This window comes from Kosakonia sp. N21, from assembly GCF_050587465.1.
Classification (GTDB): domain Bacteria; phylum Pseudomonadota; class Gammaproteobacteria; order Enterobacterales; family Enterobacteriaceae.
In genome coordinates, this window is the sequence record NZ_JBOBHR010000002.1 from 680,020 (window position 1) to 698,525 (window position 18,506).

Here is an 18,506-nt window from a genome sequence, read left to right on the forward strand (position 1 = left end):
CGTGACGATGCAAAGTAATATGGCCCCCTCTGGCATGGCGGTGACCCCGCACCATCTCGCCAGCGAGTCGGCGCTGTCGGTTTTACGCCACGGCGGCGATGCCATTCAGGCGATGGTTGCCGCCGCCGCGACCATTGCGGTGGCTTACCCGCATATGAATGGCATTGGCGGCGACGGCTTCTGGCTGATTGTGCCGCCGGAAGGCGAACCGTTAGCCATTGACGCCAGCGGCGCGGCCGGGCAACGGGCGACTCAGGCGTTTTATGCCGGACATGCCCATATTCCTCATCGCGGCCCGCTTGCCGCCCTCACCGTACCCGGCACGCTCAGCGGCTGGGATGAGGCGTTAGCGGTTTCCGCCACGCTGGGCGCTGCGCCGTTACCCCTGTCGCGCCTGCTGGCCGATGCCATTCGCTACGCGGCAGACGGTATTCCTGTCACGCAGTCGCAGGCCAGTGCCAGCCAAAGTAAATTTCAGGAACTGGTGGACGTGCCCGGTTTCGCCAACACCTTTTTGCCACAAGGCACAGCGCCGCAGGCAGGCAGCCGTTTTTGCCAGCCAACGCTGGCCCGCACCCTGACCCGACTCGCCACCGAAGGGCTGGACAGCTTTTATCGCGGGGGGCTCGCGCAACTGATGGCCGATGAGATGCAAACGTTGGGCATCCCCATTACCGCCCAGGATCTGGCCAATCACCGCGCTCAGCGCCGCGTACCGCTAAAACTCCGCCACAGCCAGGGCGAGGTGTTTAATATGACGCCGCCCACGCAAGGACTGGTGTCACTGGCCATCCTCGGCATCACCGATCATCTCGACATGGCCCAGGCGAACGACGTGCAAACCATCCACCGTATTGTGGAAGCGACCAAAAAAGCGTTCGGCCTGCGCGACCGCTACATCACCGACCCGCGCCACGTCACGCTACCGGTACAAAGCCTGCTTGAGCAAGCGCCACTGGCGCTGCTGGCTGACAGCATTGATGAACAGCGCGCAGCGCCCTGGGGCCAGGGCAAAGGGCCGGGGGATACGGTGTGGATGGGCGTGATCGACAAAAACGGTCTGGCGGTCTCGTTTATCCAGAGCATTTACCATGAATTTGGCAGCGGCGTGGTGCTACCGGAGAGCGGCGTTCTGCTGCAAAACCGTGGCGCGGCCTTTAGCCTCGATCCGTCACATTTGCTGGCGTTAATGCCGGGCAAGCAACCCTTCCATACCTTAAACCCCGCAGCAGCGCGGCTCAGCGACGGGCGCACCATGGTGTACGGCACGATGGGCGGCGACGGTCAGCCGCAAACCCAGGCCGCCATTTTTACCCGCCATGTGATGCAGGGAATGCCGTTACAGGCGGCGGTCTGCGCACCGCGCTGGCTGCTGGGGCGCACCTGGGGACAGGCGTCGGAAAGCCTGAAACTGGAAGGCGGTTTTAGCGAAGAGACATTCCTCGCATTGCGCGAGATGGGGCATGAGGTGGAGTGGCTGCCCGGCTTAAGTGAAGCCACCGGACATGCTGGCGCGATCCTTCGCCATGCCAATGGCATGCTGGAAGGGGCTTTCGATCCGCGCAGCAATGGCAGCGCAGCCGGTTTTTAAGGAGCAAAGATGAACACCACTGATTTTGACTGGCCAACCTACATCCGGCTGATGGAGCAACTGCTGGCGGTGCCGCTGGACGATGCCCGCCGCGCGGAACTGGAAGTGCAGCTCACCCGTATCGCCGCCATGGCGCAACCGTTAATGGCCTTCCCCTTACCGCACCGCCAGGAAGGCGCCGGGGAGTACCGCCTATGAGCTTATCGATTGGCGATATTCAACGCGGCCTGCGGGAGAAAACCTTTAGCGCCAGCGAACTGGCGCAGCGCACCCTGGCGCACATTGAGCAGCATAACCCGCAGCTTAATGCCTTCACCGCTATCACCGCGTCGCGCTTACGGGCGGAAGCGGCGCGTATTGATGTGCGCATCGCCCAGGGTGAACCGCTGCCTGCACTGGCAGGCGTGCCTTATGCGGTAAAAAACCTGTTTGATATCGCAGAGATCACCACCCTTGCCGGGGCCGAACTGTTCAGCACCCAACCGGCGGCCACCCAGGATGCCTTTGCCATACGCCAGCTCACCCGTGCCGGGGCGACGCTTGCCGGGGCGCTGAATATGGACGCCTACGCTTACGGTTTCACCACGGAAAACAGCCACTATGGCGCAACGCGCAACCCGCGCGATCCGCAACGTGTGGCGGGCGGATCGTCCGGTGGTTCCGCCGCGGCTGTGGCGGCGGGTATGGTCAATTTTGCCCTCGGCACCGATACCAACGGATCGATTCGCGTACCGGCGTCGCTGTGCGGTATTTATGGCCTGAAACCCACGTTTGGTCGTCTCTCCCGCACGGGTAGCCACCCGTTTGTCGCCAGCCTCGATCATATTGGCCCGCTGGCTCGCAGCACGGAGGATCTGACACGTGTGTATGATGCGTTGCAGGGGCGCGATAACGACGATCGTTGGCAGTCCACTCGTGCCACCGATATTGCCCTGCCAGGCCTTGCCGCAGGCAACGCGTTACGCTGCGCGGTGCTGGATGGCTACTTCTCAACCTGGTGCGATGACGATGCACGGCAGGCCGTCAACGCCGTTGCCCAGGCGCTGAGCGCAGATCGCGCCGTAACGCTACCGGAAGCCGAACTGGCACGTTCCGCGGCGTTTTTGCTGTCGGCAGCGGAAGGGGGAAATCACTATCTCCCCGCACTGCGCAGCGAAGCGTCGCGCTTTGAACCGAACTCCCGCGAACGTCTGCTGGCCGGGGCCATGACGCCTTCAGCCTGGTACACCCAGGCACAGCGTTTCCGCGCCTGGTTTCGCGATAAAACCTTACCGCTGTTTGACCAGCTTGACCTGCTGCTCGCGCCGGCAACGCCCTGTAGCGCAACACTGATTGGTGCGCCGACCATGCGTATTAACGGGGCGGATCTGCCGGTGAAAGCGAGTATGGGTATGCTGACGCAGCCGATCTCCTTTCTGGGCCTGCCGGTGGTCACCGTACCGGTAAAAACCCGTAGCGGCTTGCCAATTGGCGTGCAGATTATTGGCGCGCCCTGGCAGGAAACCCGTTGTTTACAGGCGGCATGGCGGCTCGAACAAGCCGGAATACTTTACCCACAGGACGCAGCATGAACCGAGACAATATCGATCGCCCGGCGATCCTCAACGAAGTGACGGCGGCCTTTTACCGCTACGAGCAGGCACTGATAAGCAATGATGTAGACGTGCTGGATGAGCTGTTCTGGGACGATGAGCGCACCGTGCGTTATGGCGCGACGGAGAATCTGTATGGCATTGCCGCCATTCGTGATTTTCGAAATTCACGTCCTTCCGCCGGGCTGGACAGGTTGCTGCGCAATACCACCATCACCACGTTCGGCGAGGATATGGCAGTGGCCAGTACGGAATTTACCCGTGAGAACAGCGAACGCGTGGGCAGACAGATGCAGACGTGGGTGAAATTCCCGTGGGGCTGGCGCATTGTGGCAGCGCATGTGAGCTTGATGGGGTGAGAAAACCCCCTCCCGTACGGGAGGGGGAGATACATTAACCTTCGTGCAGCCCGCATTCGCGTTTCAGGCCGAAGAAGCGGGTCTCTTCCTCCGCCATCCCCGGTTCCCATTTACGGGTGGTGTGGGTATCGCCGACCGAGAGATAACCCTGATCCCACAGCGGATGGTAGCCCAGTCCGTGTTTTTGCAGGTACTGATATACCGTGCGGTTATCCCAGTCGATAATCGGCAACACTTTAAACACGCCGCGCTGGATGCCTAATACCGGCAGGTTGGCGCGACTGCCGGATTGCTCGCGGCGCAGCCCGGCAAACCAGGTTTGCGCGTTTAATTCCGCAAGCGCGCGATTCATCGGCTCGACTTTGTTGATGTCATTGTATTTCTCAATGCCTTCAACGCCCTGCTCCCACAGTTTGCCGTAGCGCGCTTCCTGCCAGGCCGGGCTTTGCTCAGCGCGGTAGACTTTCAGGTTGAGCTTGAGCTTGTCCGTCAGCTCGTCGATAAACTGGTACGTTTCCGGGAACAGATAGCCGGTATCGGTGAGGATCACCGGGATGCCCGGACAGATCTGATTGACCAGATGCAGGCTTACCGCCGCCTGAATACCGAAGCTTGATGAGAGCACATACTCGCCCGGCAGGTTTTCCAGCGCCCAGGCGACACGCGCTTCAGCGCTCAGCGTTTCGAGCTGCGCATTCGTTTCGGCAAGCTGGAGCACTCGCTCAACTTGCGGCAGCGCGTTCAGCGCATTAAGATCGAGTTTGGACATACGTTCCTCACTGTGTTCGTTGCCTGATAGCGCGACGCTTATCAGGCTTACAGGCTGCGTTATTCCCAGAAATCCCGCGCGGGATCGAGCACCGGACGAATGATGCCGGCGCGGACGGTGAAATCGCCGAAACCTTCACCCTCTTTGCGTTCACTCGCCCAACGCGCGACCAGCTCATCAATCGCGTTGAGAATTTCCGTTTCCGTAATGTTTTCACGGTACATCCGCGGGATCCGCGTACCAATACGGTTACCGCCAATATGCAGGTTATAGCGCCCTGGCGCTTTGCCGACCAGGCCGATTTCCGCCAGCATCGCGCGGCCACAGCCATTCGGGCAGCCGGTCACGCGCAGCACAATGTGGTCATCACCCACGCCGTGTTTCTCCATCACCGCTTCCACTTTGTCGACGAAAGAGGGCAGGAAACGTTCGGCTTCCGCCATCGCCAGCGGACAGGTCGGGAACGACACGCAGGCCATGGAGTTTTCACGCTGCGGTTTGACCGCGTCCATTAACCCGTGCGCACGGGCCAGTTTCTCGATTTTCGCTTTCTGGCTTTCCGGGACGCCCGCCACAATCAGGTTCTGGTTGGCGGTTAAGCGGAAGTCGCCTTTATGGATCTTAGCAATTTCCAGCATGCCGGTTTTCAGCGGGCGGCCGGGATAATCCAGAATACGGCCATTTTCAATAAACAGCGTCAGGTGCCATTTATTGTCGATCCCCTTCACCCAACCAATACGATCGCCACGACCGGTAAACTCATACGGACGGATCGGTTCAAATGTGATGCCAGCGCGACGCTCGACTTCCGCTTTAAAGGTGTCGACGCCCACGCGCTCCAGCGTGTATTTGGTTTTCGCGTTTTTACGATCGGTGCGGTTGCCCCAATCGCGCTGCGTGGTCACCACCGCTTCCGCGACGGCCAGCGTATGCTCCAGCGGCAGGTAGCCGAATTCGCTCGCCGTACGGGCGTACGTTTTCTTATTGCCGTGCTCAATGGAGAGACCGCCACCGACCAGCAGGTTGAAGCCCACCAGTTTGCCGTTTTCCGCCACCGCCACAAAGTTCATGTCGTTGGCGTGCAGATCAACATCGTTCTGCGGCGGGATCACCACCGTGGTTTTAAATTTACGCGGCAGATAGGTTTTACCGAGGATCGGCTCTTCGTCCGTGGTCGCGACTTTCTCGGCATCGTGCCAGATTTCCGCATACGCGCGGGTGCGCGGCAGCAGGTGCTCAGAGAGTTTTTTCGCCCATTCGTAAGCTTCGGCGTGCAGTTCCGACTCAATCGGGTTCGAGGTGCAAAGCACGTTGCGGTTCACGTCGTTGGCGGTCGCCAGCGCGTCAAGACCGACTTCATGCAGCATCTGGTGCGCCGGTTTCACGTTCTTTTTCAGAATGCCGTGAAACTGGAACGTCTGGCGGTTAGTCAGACGAATGCTGCCATAAAGGGTTTTATCGTCGGCGAACTTATCGATCGACAGCCACTGCTTAGGCGTAATGATGCCGCCCGGCAGACGGCAACGCAGCATCATGGCATGACGCGGCTCCAGTTTCTGCTCGGCGCGCTCGGCGCGAATATCGCGGTCATCCTGCTGATACATGCCGTGAAAGCGGATCAGCAGAAAGTTGTCGCCGTTAAAACCACCGGTCAGACCGTCGTTCAGATCTTCAGCAATGGTGCCGCGCAGGTAATTGCTTGCGTCTTTAAGACGCTCGGCATCCGCCAGTTTTCCTTCGACCACCAGCGGGCCAGGATGTTTTTCGCTCATTAGTAGACATCTCGCTGATAACGGCGCTCAACGCGCAGCTCACTTAAAAATTCATCCGCCGCTTCGGCATCCATCGCACCGAATTCGGCAATCACGTCCAGTAAAGCCTGCTCAACGTCTTTCGCCATGCGATTGGCGTCGCCGCAGACATAAATGTGCGCACCGTCATTAATCCAGCGCCACAGTTCCGCGCCCTGTTCGCGCAGTTTGTCTTGTACGTAGACTTTTTCTTTTTGATCTCTGGACCAGGCCAGATCGATACGGTTCAGCACGCCCTCTTTCACATAACGCTGCCACTCCACCTGGTAGAGGAAATCCTCCGTGAAGTGCGGGTTACCGAAGAACAGCCAGTTTTTGCCTGGCGCGTCATCGGCGGCGCGCTGCTGAATAAAGGCGCGGAACGGCGCAATACCGGTACCCGGGCCAATCATAATGACCGGCGTTTCCGGGTTTGCAGGCAGGCGGAAGTTATCGTTGTGCTCGATAAACACCCGCACTTCGCCCTCTTCTTCTACGCGATCGGCAAGGAAGCTGGACGCGCCGCCAGCACGGGCGCGGCCTTCCACGTCATAGCGCACCACGCCAACGGTGACATGCACTTCGCTCTCGACTTCCGCCTGCGAAGAGGCTATCGAATAGAGGCGCGGCGTCAGCGGACGCAGCAGGCCAATCAACGCATCGGCATCCAGTTGCGCAGGGGAGAAACGCACCATATCGACAATCGGCGTGGTGGCAGCGTAATGCTGCAATTGCGCTTTATCGCCCACCAGCGGCAGCAGGGACTCGCTGCGGGTCAGCGTGGCGTAGTTTTCCACGATGTTGGCGGTGTTGACCGTCAGTTCGAAATGCCACTGCAACGCTTCTGCCAGCGGCAGCGATTTACCGTCGACAGTGACCGGCTCGTCGCCTTTCAGCCACAGCAGTTCAACCAGCTCTTTCACCAGCGCCGGATCGTTTTGATACCACACGCCCAGCGCATCGCCAGGCTGGTAACGCAAGCCTGAGTCACCCAGATCGATTTCGATATGGCGAACATCTTTCTCAGAACCGCGCCCGGTGATTTTCTGGTTTACCGACAGGTTCGCGGTAAGCGGCGCGTCTTTGCTGTACGGGCTGGAGAACACCTCATTCACGGCGCCAGTTGCGCTCGCAACCGCCTGAGCAGGCGTGCCTTGCGGTACGCGGGCTTTCAGCACGTCCACCACGCGGGCGCGCCACTCGGCCGCCGCTGCCTGGTATTCCACATCTGCATCGACGCGATCCAGCAGGCGTTCTGCCCCCAGTTCCGCCAGCTTGCTGTCGAAATCTTTCCCGGCCTGGCAGAAGAACTCATACGAGGTATCGCCAAGGCCAAAGACCGCAAACGCAGTGCCCTCCAGCTTCGGCGCTTTTTTGGAGAACAGGAATTTATGCAGCGCAACCGCTTCTTCCGGCGCTTCGCCTTCCCCTTGCGTAGAGGTCACGACCACCAGCAGTTTTTCACTGGCGATCTGTTTGAATTTGTAGTCGCCCGCGTTGACCAGAGTGACGTTGAGTTTTGCCGCCAGCAGATCGTCGCGCAGCGCTTCGGCGACGCGACGGGCGTTGCCCGTTTGCGAGGCGGAAATCAGCGTGATGCCCGGGATCGCCACAGCAGGCGCCGGAGCCGTTGGCGCCGCGCCAGGCTGCTGGTTCAGCACGCCCCAGAAATAGCCGGAAACCCAGGCAAGCTGGGTGGGAGTTAAATCAGTGGTGGCCGCCTGAAGGCGCGCCAGTTGCTCCGGATTGAGCGGGAGCAACGCGGAAGGTGGGACCTGAGTCGTCATGCGTCGTTATGTTCCAGTAGCAAAATCCCCTTCGCTTTTCACGACGCCTCCGGGTGGGCAGCAACGCAAAATCCTGCGGGGTTATAATGTAGAAAAAACTGAAGTGAAACTAAGGTTAACGGTGGGGATAATAACAATTAAAGAAAGGTTGGAAATAACAAATAACCAAAAGAACTAACCTGTTTTGGTTATAGTTATTAACACTAAAACAGGTTAATCAACTCATTGAATTTTATAGATAAAACAGACTTTACATTCTATTCTGTCGATGTTAACCGCTTTTAGTGATTTTAATTAATGCTAAAAAAGGTCATTTCCGCTACCATGCGGCGGTTTTTTTAGCCAGAGAGTGCATTATGTCTACCACGTTGTTTAAAGATTTCACCTTCGAAGCCGCTCACCATCTGCCGCATGTACCGCAGGGGCATAAGTGCGGTCGTCTGCATGGCCACTCTTTTATGGTGCGCCTGGAGATCACCGGCGAGGTGGATCCTTATACCGGCTGGATCATGGACTTTGCGGAACTGAAAGCGGCGTTTAAACCGCTCTACGACCGACTCGATCACTACTACCTGAATGAGATCCCGGGACTGGAAAACCCGACCAGCGAAGTGCTGGCGAAATGGATTTGGGATCAGATGAAGCCCGTCGTGCCGCTGCTGAGCGCGGTAATGGTGAAAGAGACCTGCACCGCCGGGTGCGTCTACCGCGGCTGATCCACACGTCGTAAACAACAAACCCGCCGCTGGCGGGTTTGTGTATCAGGCAATATTCAGATACTTGTGCGTCTGCATCGACAGCCGCCAGTTGCGGGCGATACAGGTTTCGATACATAACCGCGTCGCGTCCTCTTTCTGGCTGATGGGCTGCAGGGCAATCACCCGGTGTTTATCATCAGCAAGCTGCGACAGCAGCGCATCCAGCGCTTCAATGTCGCGCAGACGCCCTACCGGGTGTTTGATCTCATCCGCGCGCTCCAGCGCCTGCTGTAACACTTCATAGCCGCCGCGCATATTGACCTTCGGCGAAACCGTCACCCAGGTGCTGTGCGAAGCGCGCACTTCGTGAGTGCCGCTGGTTTCTATCTGGCAGCTAAAACCGTTTTTCTCCAGCGTTGCCGTCAGTGGGAGAAGATCGTGAATGCAGGGTTCGCCGCCGGTAATCACCACATGGCGCGCAGTCCAGCCCTGGCGTTGAATAATGGCGAGCAGATCTTCACTGTTCGCCGCGCCCCACTTGTCGCTCTCTTTGGTCTTCGCGAGGATGCTGAACAGCGACACCTCCCGATCCGCAAGCTTATCCCAGGTGTGTTTGGTGTCGCACCAGGCGCAACCCACCGGGCATCCCTGTAAACGAACAAAAATAGCGGGAACGCCGGTAAAGTAACCCTCGCCTTGCAAGGTCTGGAACATCTCATTAATCGGGTACTGCATCATCACTCTTACTGAAAGTATAAAGAGGTAATTATTGCAGATTACCGCCCATCGATCATGTGCCATTTGCGCCACCCGCGCCATGATCGTCTTTAACACCCAGAAATGAATGACTATCAGTTATGGCAAATTGTCATACCTGAAGAATAGCCGCTATTATGCTGGGGTAATTCCTCTCTTATTGCCCTGCAAGGATGATGCATATGGCGCGCATACTGGCACTGTTGCTGGTACTGACAGGCTTTGCCGCTCAGGCTCTGGCCTCCCCAATTCCGCCGATGAACGGCTTTGTTAACGATCCGGATGAACTGTTGACCTCATGGGAACGCGCGGAGCTTACCCGCCAGGTGAATACACTCAATGAACGTTCCGGCACGCAAACCGCCGTACTGGTGGTGCCTGGTACCGGCAGCGACACCATTGAGCAGTTTGCCTGGCAGGTGTTTAACCACTGGCGATTAGGCAACGCCCAGCGTAATGACGGCGTATTGTTGCTGGTGGCATGGCAAGACCGACACGTCCGAATCGAGGTGGGCAGTGGGCTTGAAGGGATGCTGACGGACGCGCTGGCGAGCAGAATCATCAATGAGTACATCATTCCGCCCTTTAAGTCCGGCGAGCTGGCAACCGGCATCACAAGGGGCGTGGAGGGGATCAGTACCGTACTTGCCAGCCAGCCCTTACCCAAAGCGGAACCGCCGACGTTTTGGCAGGAGATTTCTGCGTATTTTTCCCTGTGGAAGAGCCTGCTGGCGCTGGCGCTGGTGATTATTTACCTGACGATAACCGGCAGACTTCGGTTATTAGCGGTACTTTTTGTTGTTGCCTGCCCGCTGACGCTGATACTGCTGTTTTTCAGTGACCAGTCACCGTGGCTGATGCCCTATGTCTGGTTCAGCGGTTCGATTCCGGTTGCCATTCTCATTATGGTGCTCGGCGTCCTGTTCATTTATCCTCAGCGCCTGAGCGCCGCAGGGCGGCAGAAATACCGCGAGAGCCGCCAAAGCAATCACCTGAGCAGCGCCGCAACAGTCTGGACCAGCACCGACAGCACGCATTACAGCAGTAGCGATAGCACAAGCCATAGCAGCAGTGACAGTTCCAGCTCCGGTGGCGACGGCGGTTCAAGCGATGGCGGTGGATCGTCAGGCAATTGGTAAACACGCGGTGTGACAATAAGTGAATGACTATTACGTTGCAGGGCATTTCCCTGCAACGCGTTATTTCATCGAGGCAGAAATGATGTAACCAAACATTATTTATTTTACATTTAGAATTATCCGCACCGATAAATACCGGTCCTTTCCGGGAAAAATAACCAGTACGAAATCAACCAGATAACTATTTCATTATGCTCTGATGAATTTTTCGCTGCGCTTCACTGTCCAAGTTCAATCCCCTTTCGTACGTACCTTAAAATAAGCTTAAGAAGCTCCCGCAAACCCCGCCATCTTATTTACATAGCGTTTAGCTTTCTGTGCCTAAAATCCGCCAAATCGACCATGATGAGATAGCACTCGTGAATACATTATTGATAACAGGCGTGACCGGGTTTCTTGGCGGGGCAGTATTAGAAAAAATCCTTAATGGCAATGAAGCAATGCATTTGCTGCTGCTGGTTCGGGCGGATAACGCCGCAGCCGGTATTGAGCGCGTTAAGTCTAATATGCGTAAATTTAACCTCAGCGAAGAGACATTGCAGCGACTGACCGCTGAGCAGGTTCTGCTTGGCGATCTGGGCGAACCGGAGGGATTTCTTGACGATCCGCGACTGGAGTCGGTCACGCATGTGCTGAACTGCGCCGCGGTCGCCTCATTCGGTAATAACCCACTGGTGTGGAAAGTGAATGTCGAAGGCACGCTGACTTTTGCCCGCCGCATGTCTCAGGTCACAGGATTACAACGTTTTCTGCATGTAGGTACGGCAATGTCATGCACACCGGAGCCCGACTCCCTGGTGCCGGAAAGCGCAGAATTTCGCGAGAATGCTGAACACCTGGTCACCTATACCCGCTCGAAGTCCACCATCGAACAGTTGATGCGTACAGAATGCCCGCAGTTGCCGCTGGTCATTGCGCGCCCGTCTATCGTCGTCGGTCACACCAGCCATGGTTGCCAGCCTTCCACCAGTATTTTCTGGGTGTTTAGCATGGGGCTGATGCTGCAAAAATTTATCTGCTCGCTGGAAGATCGCATCGATGTTATCCCTGTCGATTATTGCGCCGATGCGCTGCTGATGCTGCTTAAAGGCCAGATTGCTAACGGCGAAGTAGTGCACATTTCCGCAGGGGAAGAGAACAGCGTGCGCTTTGCGGATATCGACCGCGCGATGGCAAACGCACTGGAGAAAGCCCCGGTTGGCGATAAGTACGCCCAGGTGAGCTATGAAACCTTAGTGAAAATGCGCCGCGAGCTGAAAAATATCTTCGGGCCGTGTAATGAACGCCTGATGCTGAAAGCCATGCGTCTGTATGGTGCTTTTGCCGGTCTGAACGTGCGTTTCAGCAATGATAAGCTGCTGAGCCTGGGGATGCCGAAACCGCCGCGCTTTACCGATTATATCGCCCGCTGTGTACAGACGACGCACGGTCTGTCTATTCCGCAACAGATGGAAGTCGATTTCAAATAATCGCGGTCAAAAAGCCAAAAAAAATGCCAGTCAATCGACTGGCATTTTTCATTTAAGGCTGAGGCAATTATGCCTGGCCTTTGATCTCTTTACGACCGTTGTACGGAGCTTGTTCGCCCAGCGCTTCTTCGATACGAATCAGCTGGTTGTATTTAGCAACGCGGTCAGAACGGCTCATAGAACCGGTTTTGATCTGGCCAGCCGCAGTACCTACCGCCAGGTCAGCGATGGTTGCGTCTTCAGTTTCGCCAGAACGGTGAGAAATGACAGCGGTGTAGCCTGCGTCTTTCGCCATTTTGATTGCAGCCAGAGTTTCGGTCAGAGAACCGATCTGGTTGAATTTGATCAGAATGGAGTTAACGATGCCTTTCTCGATACCTTCTTTCAGGATTTTGGTGTTGGTTACGAACAGATCGTCGCCAACCAGCTGGATTTTGTCGCCCAGCACTTTAGTCTGGTATGCGAAGCCAGCCCAGTCAGATTCGTCCAGACCATCTTCGATGGACACGATCGGATACTGTTTGGTCAGATCTTCCAGGAAGTGGGTGAACTCTTCAGAGGTGAACGCTTTGTTGCCTTCGCCAGCCAGAACGTATTTACCGTCTTTGTAGAACTCAGACGCTGCGCAGTCCATCGCCAGGGTGATATCTTTACCCAGCTCGTAACCTGCTGCTTTAACCGCTTCAGCGATAACAGCCAGCGCTTCTGCGTTGGAACCCAGGTTCGGCGCATAGCCGCCTTCGTCACCCACAGCAGTGTTCATGCCTTTGGATTTCAGCACTTTAGCCAGGTTGTGGAACACTTCTGAACCCATACGTACTGCTTCTTTCAGGGATTTCGCGCCAACCGGCTGAATCATGAATTCCTGAATGTCGACGTTGTTGTCAGCGTGCTCACCACCGTTGATGATGTTCATCATCGGAACCGGCATGGAGTATTTGCCCGGAGTGCCGTTCAGTTCAGCGATGTGTGCGTACAGCGGCAGGCCTTTAGAAGCAGCAGCAGCTTTAGCAGCAGCCAGAGAAACAGCCAGGATTGCGTTCGCGCCGAAGTTGGATTTGTTTTCGGTGCCGTCCAGGTCGATCATGATCTTGTCGATGCCAGCCTGATCTTTGGCGTCTTTGCCAAGGATAGCCTGAGCAATCGGGCCGTTAACCGCGCCAACCGCTTTCAGTACGCCTTTACCCATGAAACGGGATTTGTCGCCATCACGCAGTTCCAGCGCTTCGCGGGAACCCGTGGAAGCACCTGACGGCGCAGCAGCCAGACCGACGAAACCACCTTCCAGGTGTACTTCGGCTTCAACAGTCGGGTTACCACGGGAGTCGATGATTTCACGACCGATGACTTTAACGATTTTGGACATTAGGTTTTCCTCAGTACAAGTTAAACTAAAACTCCAGACAAACAACGCGTACCCTGGGGTACGCGTTGCTGTTGTAACTTTTTTTACTTCGCCTGACGCTTCTGGTACTCGCTGGCGGCTTTCACAAAGCCTGCAAACAGCGGATGCCCATCACGCGGCGTAGATGTAAATTCCGGATGGAACTGACAAGCGACGAACCACGGATGATTCGGCACCTCGATGATCTCGACCAACTGATCATCACCGGAACGGCCCGCAACGCGCAGACCTGCAGCTTCAATTTGTTTCAACAGCATGTTGTTGACTTCGTAACGATGGCGATGACGCTCGACGATAGTCGGCTCACCGTACAGCTGGCGAACCAGGCTGCCATCGTCAAGCTGGCACTGCTGTGCGCCGAGGCGCATGGTGCCACCGAGATCGCTCTTCTCCGAACGGACTTCGACGTTGCCGTCTTCATCACGCCATTCGGTAATAAGCGCCACAACCGGGTACTTACAGTCTGGCACAAATTCCGTCGAGTTGGCGTTCTCCATCCCGACCACATTACGAGCAAATTCAATCAACGCCACCTGCATACCCAGGCAAATACCCAGGTAAGGAATCTGGTTTTCACGCGCATAGCGTGCGGTGGCGATCTTGCCTTCCACACCGCGGTAGCCGAAGCCGCCAGGAATGAGGATAGCATCCAGACCTTTCAGAATTTCGACACCGCGCGTTTCCACATCCTGCGAATCAATCAGCTTGATGTTGACGGTCACGCGGTTTTTCAGGCCACCGTGTTTCAGTGCTTCAATCACCGATTTGTAGGCGTCCGGCAGTTCAATATACTTGCCGACCATACCGATGGTGACTTCCCCTGACGGATTCGCTTCTTCGTAGATCACCTGTTCCCATTCGGCCAGGTTTGCTTCCGGACAGTGCAAGCTGAATCGTTTACAAATATAATCGTCCAGCCCCTGGGATTTCAACAGGCCCGGGATTTTATAAATGGAATCGACGTCTTTCAGAGAAATCACAGCTTTTTCTGGAACGTTACAGAACAAAGCAATTTTCGCACGTTCGTTAGCAGGAACCGCGCGATCGGAACGGCAAATCAGAATATCCGGCTGGATGCCGATAGACAGCAGCTCTTTTACAGAATGCTGTGTTGGTTTGGTTTTGACTTCCCCGGAAGCCGCCATGTACGGCACCAGCGTCAGGTGCATGTAGAGTGTGCGCTCACGGCCCACTTCTACTGCCATCTGACGAATGGCTTCGAGGAACGGCAGTGATTCGATATCGCCAACGGTGCCGCCGATTTCCACCAGCGCCACGTCATGGCCTTCACCGCCTGCGATGATGCGTTCTTTAATCGCATTGGTGATATGCGGAATAACCTGTACGGTCGCGCCCAGATAGTCGCCACGACGTTCTTTACGCAGAACCTCGGAGTAGATGCGGCCAGTAGTGAAGTTGTTACGACGGGTCATCTTGGTGCGAATGAAGCGCTCGTAGTGACCCAAATCCAGATCGGTTTCAGCGCCATCTTCGGTAACGAACACTTCGCCATGCTGGATAGGACTCATTGTACCCGGATCGACGTTGATATACGGATCGAGTTTCATCATGGTGACGTTGAGGCCACGGGCTTCAAGAATGGCTGCCAGGGAGGCTGCGGCAATGCCTTTACCCAGAGAGGATACGACCCCGCCGGTCACAAAAATATAGTTCGTTGTCATGCTGAACCTGAGAAGTTAGGTTTAAAAGACGATGGAATAACCAGGACGGGAAAGCAGTATACCCGATCATGGCTTGTGCCACAAACTTTCATTAACCCTCTCCTTCGTTCTTCAGGCCGCATCTGCGTTGGCTTCTTTCGCTTACCCCGTTCACGGAGTCTTTCTCTGTGCCCGGGGATTCGCTCAGTTGCCGCCTTGCTGCGACCCGAATGACTCGAAGAGGCGATTCTCAAGGCGTTTCAACAAATATAAGGAGTGTGAAAATAGCCACTTTCAGGTAAATGTTTTTGACGTAAATCAAGCGCTTGTTATTTTAAAAATCACACAAATAGCGCTTACTGGAACAAATCCGTTAAAGATCATATTCCTGGCGTTTTACCTGCTGCCAGACATTTTCCATTGTTTCCAGATCCACGCCTGTCATTTCCAGCCCGCGCTCGCGGACAATACGCTCAACTTCGCGGAAACGGCGCTCAAACTTGAGGTTGGCTTTTTGCAGCGCGGTTTCGGCTTTTACCCCAAGATGACGGGAAAGATTGACCGTGGCGAACAACAAATCGCCCATTTCCTCTTCCAGTTTTGCCTCGTCCACAACGGCCTGTTTCGCCTCGTGCATCACTTCATCAATCTCTTCGTAGACTTTGTCGAGCACCGGACCGAGGGTCGTCCAGTCAAAACCGACGGTAGAGCAGCGTTTCTGGATTTTATGCGCGCGCATCAACGCCGGCAGGCTGTGGGGAATATCATCCAGCGCCGAATGTTGCGCCTTTTCCGCCCGCTCTTCGCTTTTGATTTGCTCCCAGCGAGTCAGCACTTCCGTGCTGGTTTCCGCATGCGCATCGCCAAAGATATGCGGGTGGCGGCGCTCCAGTTTGTCGCTGATAGCGGCGCAAATGTCGTTAAAATCAAAACGCCCCTCTTCCTGCGCCATTTGCGCGTAAAACACCACCTGGAACAGCAGGTCGCCCAGTTCACCGCGTAAATCGTCAAAATCCTCGCGGGAAATGGCGTCCAGCACTTCATACGTCTCTTCCAGCGTGTACGGCGCGATGGTGGCGAAGGTTTGTTCTTTGTCCCACGGGCAGCCGGTTTCCGGGTCGCGCAGGCGTTGCATAATCCCGAGCAAACGGTCGATTTGAGTCATGAGAAATCCCTGATCATAAAACGTTGCTCCTCTCCCCGCAGGGAGAGGATTTGAGTGAAGAGAAAATCAGCCGCCGTGCAGACGACGGGCGTCGATCACATCCGGCACCTGGTTAAGTTTACCCAGCACGCGGCCCAGTACCTGCAGGTTATAGATTTCGATATTCATGTCGATGGTGGCCAGTTGCTGCTTGGTGTCGCTGCGGCTGGCGACCCCCAGCACGTTCACCTTCTCGTTGGCGAGGATGGTGGTGATATCTCGCAGTAAGCCGCTGCGATCGTTGGCGGTAACGCGCACCACCAGCGAGTAGCCAGCCGAGTAGCTTTCGCCCCAGACGGCCTCCACGATGCGCTCCGGCGCGACCGTGCGCAGCTCTTCAAGCTGATCGCAGTCGGCGCGGTGAATCGAGATCCCGCGCCCCTGGGTGATAAAACCAACGATCTCATCCCCCGGGATCGGCTGGCAGCACCGTGCAATGTGGTGCATCAGATTACCCACGCCTTCCACCACCACGCGGCCGTTATCTTTACTGCGGGTTTGCGGCGTATAGGTTTTCTGCTGCAGTTGCTTCAGTGCAGCGGCATCCTGCTCAGCAGCGCTCGGTTTATTGAACTGCGATTGCAGGAAATTCACCATCTGGTTAAGACGGATATCCCCACCGCCAATCGCCGCCAGCAACTCTTCCATTTCATTAAAGTTGTAGCGCGGCAGCAGATGTTTTTCCGCCTCTTTCAGACTGATGCCCAGATGCGCCAGCTCATCGTCGAGGATCTGCCGCCCGGCCAGGATGTTTTTGTCGCGATCCTGTTTACGGAACCAGGCGTGGATCTTCGAACGCCCGCGACTGGTGGTCACATAGCCGAGGTTCGGGTTCAGCCAGTCGCGGCTCGGGTTCGGCTGCTTCTGAGTGATGATTTCAATCTGATCACCCATCTGCAACTGGTACGTAAAGGGCACAATGCGCCCGCCAATTTTCGCGCCGATGCAGCGGTGACCCACGTCGCTGTGAATATGGTAAGCGAAGTCCAGCGGCGTGGAGCCTGCCGGTAAGTCCACCACATCCCCTTTCGGCGTAAACACATACACCCGATCGTCGAACACCTGGCTGCGCACTTCGTCGAGCATCTCGCCGGAATCGGCCATCTCTTCTTGCCAGGCGATCAGTTTACGCAGCCAGGCAATACGGTCTTCATGAGCGGAACGTGGGCTGCCTGCAACCGCCGTCCCCTCTTTGTACTTCCAGTGTGCCGCCACGCCCAGTTCAGCGTCTTCATGCATCTGACGGGTACGGATCTGGATCTCCACCGTTTTTCCGCCCGGCCCCAGCACCACGGTATGGATCGACTGATAGCCGTTCGGTTTCGGGTTGGCGACATAGTCGTCAAACTCATCCGGCAAATGGCGGTAATGGGTGTGGACAATCCCTAACGCCGCGTAACAATCCTGCAGGCGTTCGGCGACAATACGCACGGCGCGCACATCAAACAGCTCGTCAAAGGCGAGGTGTTTCTTCTGCATTTTGCGCCAGATACTGTAAATGTGCTTCGGACGGCCATACACCTCAGCTTTAACGCCTTCGGTTTTCATCTCCGAACGCAAATGGCCGACGAACTCGTCAATATAGTGTTCACGATCGATACGCCGCTCGTGCAGCAGTTTGGCGATGCGTTTGTATTCCGCCGGGTGCAAATAGCGGAAGCAGTAATCTTCCAGCTCCCATTTCAGTTGCCCGATCCCGAGGCGGTTCGCCAGTGGCGCATAGATATTCGTACACTCTTTGGCCGCCAGTACGCGTTCATCTTCCGGCGCATCTTTCACTTCGCGCAGGTGCGCGATACGTTCAGCCAGCTTGATAACCACGCAGCGGAAATCATCCACCATCGCCAGCAGCATACGGCGGACGTTATCCACCTGTTCGGAGGAGACGGAATCGGTGTGGGTGGCTTTCAACTGGCGAATGGCGGCCATATCGCGTACGCCATGAATCAGGTTAACGACGGAAGCGCCCACGCTTTCACGCAACACCTCTTCGCTGACCACTTCGGCATCTGCCAGCGGGAACAGGAGCGCCGCACGCAATGTGTCCGTATCCATGCTCAGCATGGAGAGGATTTCAACCATCTCGATACCGCGCGACAGCAGTATTTCCGCATTGGGATGCCCTTGCGTCTGGCGCAGACAATATTCCCAGGTTTCGGTTAAGCGTTCACACGACGGCTGACTGGTGATCCCCAGACTCGCGATCCATTTTCCCGGATCGAATTCACCCGCTTTGTTCAAATGCGCACTGCGTACCGCAACCATTGTCCTCTCCTTTCAGGGACC

General features: G+C 56.2%; 15 protein-coding genes. 7 read left to right on the forward strand and 8 right to left on the reverse strand.

Features of this window, described 5'->3' with window-relative positions; all coding sequences use genetic code 11:
- Positions 1-7 precede the first annotated feature (7 nt).
- From ACQ3G7_RS06915 to hpxZ, 4 genes are read left to right on the forward strand one after another with little or no spacing between them, the layout of a single operon-like run.
- Positions 8-1,591 carry a gamma-glutamyltransferase family protein gene (locus tag ACQ3G7_RS06915; protein WP_430889305.1) on the forward strand — a complete coding sequence of 528 codons (1,584 nt, stop codon included), beginning with the start codon at positions 8-10 and terminating at the stop codon, positions 1,589-1,591.
- 9 nt (positions 1,592-1,600) lie between these two features.
- Complete coding sequence (gene hpxX / locus ACQ3G7_RS06920; protein WP_061497429.1) at positions 1,601-1,789, forward strand: oxalurate catabolism protein HpxX; 189 nt, start codon at positions 1,601-1,603, stop codon at positions 1,787-1,789.
- The gene (locus ACQ3G7_RS06925) at positions 1,786-3,162 is read left to right on the forward strand and encodes an AtzE family amidohydrolase (RefSeq protein ID WP_430889306.1); all 1,377 of its coding nucleotides are present in this window, start codon (positions 1,786-1,788) and stop codon (positions 3,160-3,162) included. The genes hpxX and ACQ3G7_RS06925 overlap by 4 nt, the downstream gene beginning before the upstream one ends.
- Positions 3,159-3,542, forward strand: a complete 384-nt coding sequence (hpxZ, locus tag ACQ3G7_RS06930; protein WP_263097943.1) for an oxalurate catabolism protein HpxZ — start codon at positions 3,159-3,161, stop codon at positions 3,540-3,542. The genes ACQ3G7_RS06925 and hpxZ overlap by 4 nt, the downstream gene beginning before the upstream one ends.
- 34 nt (positions 3,543-3,576) lie before the next feature.
- Here hpxZ and cysH read toward each other — a convergent pair whose 3' ends face one another.
- The 3 genes from cysH to cysJ are packed head-to-tail and all read right to left on the reverse strand — an operon-like array spanning position 3,577 to position 7,888.
- Positions 3,577-4,311, reverse strand: a complete 735-nt coding sequence (gene cysH, locus ACQ3G7_RS06935; RefSeq protein ID WP_430889307.1) for a phosphoadenosine phosphosulfate reductase — start codon at positions 4,309-4,311, stop codon at positions 3,577-3,579.
- 59 nt (positions 4,312-4,370) lie between these two features.
- Complete coding sequence (cysI, locus tag ACQ3G7_RS06940) at positions 4,371-6,083, reverse strand: assimilatory sulfite reductase (NADPH) hemoprotein subunit (protein ID WP_430889308.1); 1,713 nt, start codon at positions 6,081-6,083, stop codon at positions 4,371-4,373.
- A complete protein-coding gene (cysJ, locus tag ACQ3G7_RS06945) occupies positions 6,083-7,888 on the reverse strand; it encodes an NADPH-dependent assimilatory sulfite reductase flavoprotein subunit (protein ID WP_430889309.1) in 1,806 nt (601 codons plus the stop codon). The genes cysI and cysJ overlap by 1 nt, the downstream gene beginning before the upstream one ends.
- 356 nt (positions 7,889-8,244) lie before the next feature.
- On the opposite strand from cysJ, the gene queD reads away from it, so the two are divergent.
- Positions 8,245-8,604, forward strand: a complete 360-nt coding sequence (queD, locus tag ACQ3G7_RS06950; protein WP_061497441.1) for a 6-carboxytetrahydropterin synthase QueD — start codon at positions 8,245-8,247, stop codon at positions 8,602-8,604.
- A 45-nt stretch (positions 8,605-8,649) separates the two neighbouring features.
- Here the strand turns inward: queD and queE are convergent, their stop codons facing one another.
- Positions 8,650-9,321, reverse strand: coding sequence for a 7-carboxy-7-deazaguanine synthase QueE (queE, locus tag ACQ3G7_RS06955; RefSeq protein ID WP_430889350.1), 672 nt, complete (start codon positions 9,319-9,321; stop codon positions 8,650-8,652).
- A 203-nt stretch (positions 9,322-9,524) separates the two neighbouring features.
- Between queE and ACQ3G7_RS06960 the strand changes: the two genes are divergently transcribed.
- A complete protein-coding gene (locus tag ACQ3G7_RS06960; RefSeq protein WP_430889310.1) occupies positions 9,525-10,481 on the forward strand; it encodes a TPM domain-containing protein in 957 nt (318 codons plus the stop codon).
- Positions 10,482-10,840: 359 nt separating this feature from the next.
- Entirely contained in the window at positions 10,841-11,950 is a 1,110-nt protein-coding gene (locus tag ACQ3G7_RS06965) for an SDR family oxidoreductase (RefSeq protein ID WP_430889311.1), read from the forward strand.
- A gap of 67 nt (positions 11,951-12,017) precedes the next feature.
- Here ACQ3G7_RS06965 and eno read toward each other — a convergent pair whose 3' ends face one another.
- The 4 genes from eno to relA all read right to left on the reverse strand — a co-directional run bounded on the left by eno (position 12,018) and on the right by relA (position 18,485).
- Positions 12,018-13,316 (reverse strand): phosphopyruvate hydratase, encoded by a 1,299-nt coding sequence (gene eno / locus ACQ3G7_RS06970; protein WP_263097949.1) that lies wholly within the window; start codon positions 13,314-13,316, stop codon positions 12,018-12,020.
- A gap of 83 nt (positions 13,317-13,399) precedes the next feature.
- Entirely contained in the window at positions 13,400-15,037 is a 1,638-nt protein-coding gene (gene pyrG, locus ACQ3G7_RS06975; RefSeq protein ID WP_430889312.1) for a glutamine hydrolyzing CTP synthase, read from the reverse strand.
- Between the two features lie 352 nt (positions 15,038-15,389).
- A complete protein-coding gene (mazG, locus tag ACQ3G7_RS06980; RefSeq protein WP_263097950.1) occupies positions 15,390-16,181 on the reverse strand; it encodes a nucleoside triphosphate pyrophosphohydrolase in 792 nt (263 codons plus the stop codon).
- 66 nt (positions 16,182-16,247) lie between these two features.
- Positions 16,248-18,485, reverse strand: a complete 2,238-nt coding sequence (gene relA / locus ACQ3G7_RS06985; RefSeq protein WP_263097951.1) for a GTP diphosphokinase — start codon at positions 18,483-18,485, stop codon at positions 16,248-16,250.
- Positions 18,486-18,506 lie beyond the last annotated feature (21 nt).